The organism is Roseobacter sp. (genome assembly GCF_024639605.1).
Lineage (GTDB): Bacteria > Pseudomonadota > Alphaproteobacteria > Rhodobacterales > Rhodobacteraceae > Roseobacter.
In genome coordinates this window covers 1-6,562 of record NZ_JAHEHZ010000165.1, presented here as the reverse complement: position 1 = coordinate 6,562, position 6,562 = coordinate 1, and the positions used below count along the sequence as shown (strand labels likewise).

Annotated in this window: 2 protein-coding genes; both read right to left on the bottom strand. The window is 56.9% G+C overall.

Annotated features, from left to right (window positions below):
* Window positions 1-248 precede the first annotated feature (248 nt).
* On the bottom strand, window positions 249-4,727 hold the full coding sequence (locus Q0M35_RS16170) for a chemotaxis protein CheB (RefSeq protein ID WP_295317220.1): 4,479 nt from the start codon (window positions 4,725-4,727) through the stop codon (window positions 249-251).
* An 873-nt stretch (window positions 4,728-5,600) separates the two neighbouring features.
* Window positions 5,601-6,239 carry a hypothetical protein gene (locus tag Q0M35_RS16165; protein ID WP_295317213.1) on the bottom strand — a complete coding sequence of 213 codons (639 nt, stop codon included), beginning with the start codon at window positions 6,237-6,239 and terminating at the stop codon, window positions 5,601-5,603.
* Window positions 6,240-6,562: the final 323 nt, after the last annotated feature.

The following is a 6,562-nucleotide window of genomic DNA, read 5'->3' as shown; positions in this document are numbered from 1 at the left end:
TCACAGCACAGATCGACTGATTGCAGGCTGATATCTGCGGTCGCACGCCCGCGTGCCGGTGCATCTGGTAAAGCACGCATCGCCACTTATTCTCGTGACGAACCTGGTCACGGGCGCGCAATCGTCTCTGTTGGATCAGACCGTCAGGTTGCGCGACTGTTCCGGAAATTAATCTATCGCAGCATTTAATTCCTTGCGATCAGAATCCTGCCGGGGCTGGCCGTTTGGTTGCTCCTGTCTTCCGGATATTATGAAACGTTCTGGTCCAGCAACTCACGCAAAGCACTCGCCAGTTCCTTTATACGGTAGGGTTTGCGTAAGGTCCTGTGCGCAGCTTTGCCTGATGCTTCATCGGTCGGATTAACGCCTTTTGCATAGCCCGTTGCCAGCAGGATTTTCAGATCGGGTCGCAACGCCAGTGCCTGATCGGCGACTTCGAAACCTGTCATACCGCCGGGCATCACGACATCGGACAGTACCAGATCTATATCCCCACGTTTTTTCAGAATATCCATCGCATCCGGACCGTTCCCGGCCGCGATGACCTGATAGTTCAGCTCTTCCAGACGCGCGACGGTCAGGCGCAGGACCTTTGGATCATCTTCAACCACAAGGATCGTTTCGCCGCCCGCCGCAGAGGCAGGCCCGGATTTTTCAAACGCTCTCTCGCCTGCGGGGGCGTCGACAGTTGGCAGGAACAGATTGACCGTCGTGCCCTTTCCGACCTCACTGCTGATCACCACATGTCCTTCCGATTGTTTGGCAAAGCCATAGACCATGCTCAGTCCAAGACCCGATCCGGCACCAGGTCCCTTTGTGGTGAAGAAAGGTTCAAACGCCCGTGACTGCGTTTCAGGTGACATCCCGGCGCCCGTATCCGCCACAGACAGGCACACATAGTCACCGGGCAGCACATCGATCTGTGCGGCGGCATAGTCGGCATCCAGCTTAACGTTTCTTGTCTCCAGTCTGAGTGTTCCGCCATGCGGCATCGCATCGCGCGCATTGATAGCGAGATTCAGAATGGCGCTTTCAATTTGTCCGGGATCAGCCAGCGTGGCACGCAGATCATCCGCAAGCAGGGTTTCGATACTGATTTGTTCATCGAGGGTACGCTCAAGGATCGGCAGCATCGTTTTCACCAGATCGTTTAACGCAACACTTTCCGGCGCAAGAGACTGACTTTTGGAGAAAGACAGTAACTGACTGGTGAGCGCTGCACCCAGAGTTGATGCCTCAAGCGCCTGATGAATCAGCTGATGTAACTTTTCGTCGCCAGTGCGCATCTCAAGCAGTTCAAGATTGCCGATCACAACTGTCAGCAGGTTGTTGAAGTCATGCGCCAGACCGCCGGTCAACTGACCGACCGCCTCCATCTTCTGAGCGCGCTGCAACTCGGCCTGCCGTTTCTTATCCAGTGTCAGATCGTGCATGATACCCAGAAAATGCCGCGCGCCGTCCAGCTCCAGTTCAGATACCGTCAGCCGGATCGGAACACGTGAGCCATCCTTGCGGACCGCATCCATCTCGCGCCCGACGCCGATGATCTTCTTTTCACCGGTCTTAATGTAGGTTTCCAGATAGCCATCATGTCTGCTGCGATCGGGCTCCGGCATCAGCATGTTCACGCTCCTGCCGAGCACCTCCGTGGCACTGAATCCGAAAATATCCTCTGCGCCGGGGCTGAAGGTTCCGACAACGCCCTGCTCATCAATGGTCAGGATCGCCTCAGGGGCGGCGTCAAGAACGGCTCTCAGCCGCGTTTCACGATCCAGGACCGCCTGTTCCGCGGATTTCCTTTCTGTCACGTCTTCTACGGCCAGCAGGATGCTTTTTTCATCCTCCGGCCGCCCCAGGATCTGACGTGCGTTCAGGACCAGTTCCCGACGGCCATGATCGCCGACGTTCAGTGTCAGATCAAACGCTTCGACCGTGGTTTGCTCCGGCAAAACGTGTTGCATGAGCTGACGAAGTTTCGGTGCATCCCATTGTCCGTTCTGGATCGAAAACAGGTTCTTTCCAACGAGATCGGTTGCGTCCGTTGCAAACATCCGGTCGAAAGACCGGCTGACGGCAATTATTCTGAAAGTGTTGTCAAGAACCAGCATCGGTTCACGCACTGTTCTGATAATACTCTCGGCAAACTCCCGGGCGGTGGCGGTCTCGCGCTGCAAAGCCTTAAGTTCCGATACTTCGGAAAAGGTCACTACGACACCATCAATTTTGCCGCTCTGCGTGCGATAGGGAAGGATACGGCGGACGAACCATCGTCCGTTATTGCCTTCGACTTCGCATTCGGCTGAAACGAGGGTTTCAAGAACTTCTTCGGCATCTTTCAGCAGGTCCGGATCCCTGACCCTGCCCGTAATGTCGCTGAACGGGCGTCCGACATCCTTGCTGATCAGATTGAAGAGTTCGCGCGTCGCGGGCGTGAAGCGCATGATCCTGAATTCAGTGTCCAGAAACAGCGTTGCAATACCCGAACTCGATAACAGGTTGTTCAGATCATCCGATACCCGCCGTTCGTCATCGATTTTTTGCTGAAGCTGCGTGTTGAGCGTGGTCAGTTCTTCGTTCAGCGACTGCAGCTCTTCCTTTGAGGTCTCAAGCTCTTCGTTGGTCGACTGGAACTCCTCGTTCATCGACATCGCTTCTTCGTTGACGGCCTTCAGCTCTTCTGTCGATTGCTCATAGTCGCGGATAGTGTTGCGCAGGTCTGCGCGGGTGGTTTCAAGCTCCTGCTCAAGCTGATGACTGATCGTTCCTTCAGGCACGTCCGGTGCCGGCATGGTTGCCGTATCCGGTTGATCCGCAAACGCCACCAGAAGCAACCGTGTCCCGTCAAGGGTGACCGGATGCACCTCTATCGTCACCCCGACGTTCTTGCCACCACGCATGATCGCAGCTTTTTCAGTGGCGACGGCTTCTGATTGCCGTGCGGCGCGTATGGCACTGCTCAGACGGGTGCGCAGACCTTGCCGGGCCATGGCCAGCAGATCACGGCTGCTCTCGCCCGAGGGCACTCTGAGATAATCGTCCGTGGGTCCTTCAAAGTAAAGTGTCTCCGACTGCATATTGATCAGTACGGCAGCCGGGGCGTAATGCTTGATCAGCAACCGCTGGCTCAGGTCGGCCAGTTTGTTGCCAGGAGCAGGCAAAGGATTTTCGGCGGAAAGGCCGGCTGCGCTCGCAAACGGGCGCTGTTTGATCGGGAAATCAAACGCGCGACCGCGTGCAGTTCCCACGCGTTTGTAGACGCGGTACTTCTTTGAAAGAGGCCGGAACATTGCGTCATTATTGCCAGCGGTTTCGGACATGCCCATGAACAGGACCCCGTCATCCTTAAGGGCAAAATGGAACATCTGAATGACGCGTTCCTGCGCCTCGGGCGTGAGATAAATCATCAGATTGCGGCACGAGATCAGGTCCAGTTTGGAGAACGGCGCATCCGCCAGAATGTTCTGATTAGCAAACACAATGTTATCGCGCAGTTCCGGCGTCACGCGGTAACTGTGATCCTCCTTTATGAAAAATCGCTTCAGCCGAGCGGTGGAAACACTTTCGGCAATGGAATCCGGATACACTCCCGCGCGTGCGACGTTCAGAGCGCGCTCATCAACGTCTGATGCGAAGATCTGCAACTTCACATCCTTGCGCAGCGTCGAGATCTTCTCGATCACCAGCATGGCCAGCGAATAGGCTTCCTCGCCCGTCGCACAGCCTGGTACCCAGATCCGCACCGGGTGCCCCGGAGAATGGGATCTGACCAGCTCCTCCAGCACCGAATTGTCCAGATGATCAAAGGCTTCTTTGTCGCGGAAGAACGATGTGACACTGATCAGCAAATCGGCACAAAGATGCTTCGCCTCCTCGGCGGAATCTTTCAGGAGCGCCAGGTAATCGCCTGAGCTTTCCATATGCCGCAATGCCATCCGCCGTTCGATCCGGCGCAGGAGCGTGCCATCTTTGTAAAGGTCGAAATTGATTGGCGAGTGGGCCTTCAGAACGGAAATAATCTCGTCGAGTGAGCCCTTCGCACTTTCGCCCGGGACCTTTTTCGCGCGTCCGTTCTGAATGAAGGGATGCCGCAGATAGTTCACAATAATCTCAGGCATTTTCGCCACAGCAACAACGTGATCCGCCGCACCGGTTGCAATCGCGCTTCGCGGCATGCCGTCATGCGCGGCCTCGGCAGGCTCCTGCACCAGCACAATGCCACCGCTTTCCTTGATTTCCCGCACTGCTGCTGATCCGTCACTGCCGGTCCCCGACAGGATGACGGCGGCGGCATTCTGGCCGAGGTCTGCTGCCAGTGACCTGAGGAACCTGTCGATTGGCATGCGTGTTCCACGGCGGTCTTTCGGCTCAGAAAGAACCAAAGTCCCGGCTTTGATCTCCAGATAGCTGTTGGGCGGGATGACATAGACATGATCGGGCTCAACCGGCTGTCTGTCCCTGGCGAGCATCACGGGCATATCGGTGTGCTTGTCCAGAAGACCAGCCATGAGGCTTTCATGATCAGGGTCGAGGTGATGGACGAGCACGAAGGCGGCACCACTTTTGGAAGGTGCATTGTCCAGAAAAGCGCTGACGGCCTGAAGGCCTCCTGCAGAGGCACCAATGCCTACGACAGGAAGTAACTTGCCGGAATTCGCTGTTACCCTGCCCATGGCACCCGGCGATTTCGGCGTGCGTTTCGCCTTTGGCATTCTTGTCTTACGCGCCATCTGATCTCGTATCTCTGTCAGGCGGCCGCCGGTCCGTTCCTGCACGAAAGACCTGGTGAATGACAGCGGAGCCCGCTCCGCAGCCAACGATCAAGGAGGCGACCCCGATGCATGTTAGTAAGAAGAAACAGGGGATGTCCATTGATGAATATCAAACCGCACCGGTGAAAGCCGGGTAAGAAGGACTGGTATTTTAGCCAGTCATACCGTTGCTCTGCGCGCCCCCTACAGCCTGCGTCTCATGGCTCAGGGCGCGCAATTACCGAAGAAGAGGGAGCGGGGTTTATCCAGGCCTTTGAAAAGCTGATCTTACTGCTTCCTGCCGGGAAAACGGCGTCAAAACGGGCATTCGCAGGTTTCGTGCGCGACTGATGTATCTTACCCCATGCCAGTCAACCTGAATGATTTTGCGAGGTTCAGCCGGACCCCCGGGCGCTGTGTGCCCTGACGCGCAACGCGGGATGCTGTAATCCCGGGGCTTTGCCGGAACAGGCCGTGCAAGGAAGCCTTAGAAGCGTGTTGCAGGAAACCAGGAGCCTGAGACCGCACCGCAGTAAAAAGCAGTTGCCAGACAGAAAAGCGCGAAGAAGAGGCGCAGGTCCGGAGGTGACGCAGATCATTGCGTCCGGTCTTCACATAGAATCTGAACGGCAGCGTCCCGCTATCTGTCGGCGCTTTTCTGGCTCCGGGCAGGGGACGTGAGGTTCTGACGCGTCCCCGAGGGATGCTCAGAGGCGACATTATGACCACACCCGGCAAAGCGCCTCCACGCCGGAACAGCATGCATCCCGGCCGGTCCGGAAGATCGCCGGTTTTCACAAACAGGTCGGGCACATGCTCCTGCATAATCGAAATGGCGAGGTCAGCGGCTGCCTACGTGAGCTGACGCGCAGCCGTTAACGCGATCGAGACACCGCCCCACCTGCCATTGCATCCGATCCAATGGATCGTTGGTGGTTCTGAAGCGTTCTGACAAAGCACCGCATCGAGACTGCAACGGCCATAATAACCGAGGCGCTGCAGGACGCGAGCAATGCGCAGGTCCTGCGATCCGATCCGGGTCCGGACCGTGTCCGGCAGAGAGGACGGCGCAGCCCCGGCAAATGTGGCCATACTGGTCCTGACACGCTGTTCGAAGAGACCGTCAGGCTGTGGAGGACCTTCGGATGGCAAGGGCAGCAATGTCAGCCCCTCGTGCTGCCGTGCGATCGGCGCGAATACATCCACATGCCGCGGCGTGGCCCAGGCCTGTTTCGTCACGGGCACGAGGTTTCCGGTATCGCACTGGTGAAAAGTCACATCCGACAATCCCAGATAACCGGTCAGGTAGGCTTCGAAAGCCCGATTGCGATTGTGCACCAGCATACGATCACCGGGACGTGACAGCAGCGCTATCCTGTACTCAGACGCTGGCACGTAAGCGCGTGCAGACAGTGCAATTTCGGACAGATCACCGATCAGCAGCTTTGAGCCTGATCCCGTGCCCTGCCGGACATAATTGCCGAAACCCAACGCACCGGAAAACGCGGGCTATTCGCGCAAAAGTGTTTGTGCGCTATTGTTTTTCTCGCGGCTGGCGGGTGCGGTCAGGGCAGGTATATGCACGATGGTACAGCTCTGCCGCGCGATACATTGATCAATATCAGTCCGCTTATTCAGAAGCCGGAAATGTGCAGTTCATTGCGCCGGAGGGAACGTGTGGCTCCTTTATGCCATGCATGCCAATGCACCCACCAGAGTTGAACGCGGTCTGGTGAAATCACAAAATACGCTGATGGCTCAAAGCAGGTCGGACATGCTGGGCTGTGCACACGGGACCGGCTGGCGCGTTGCGG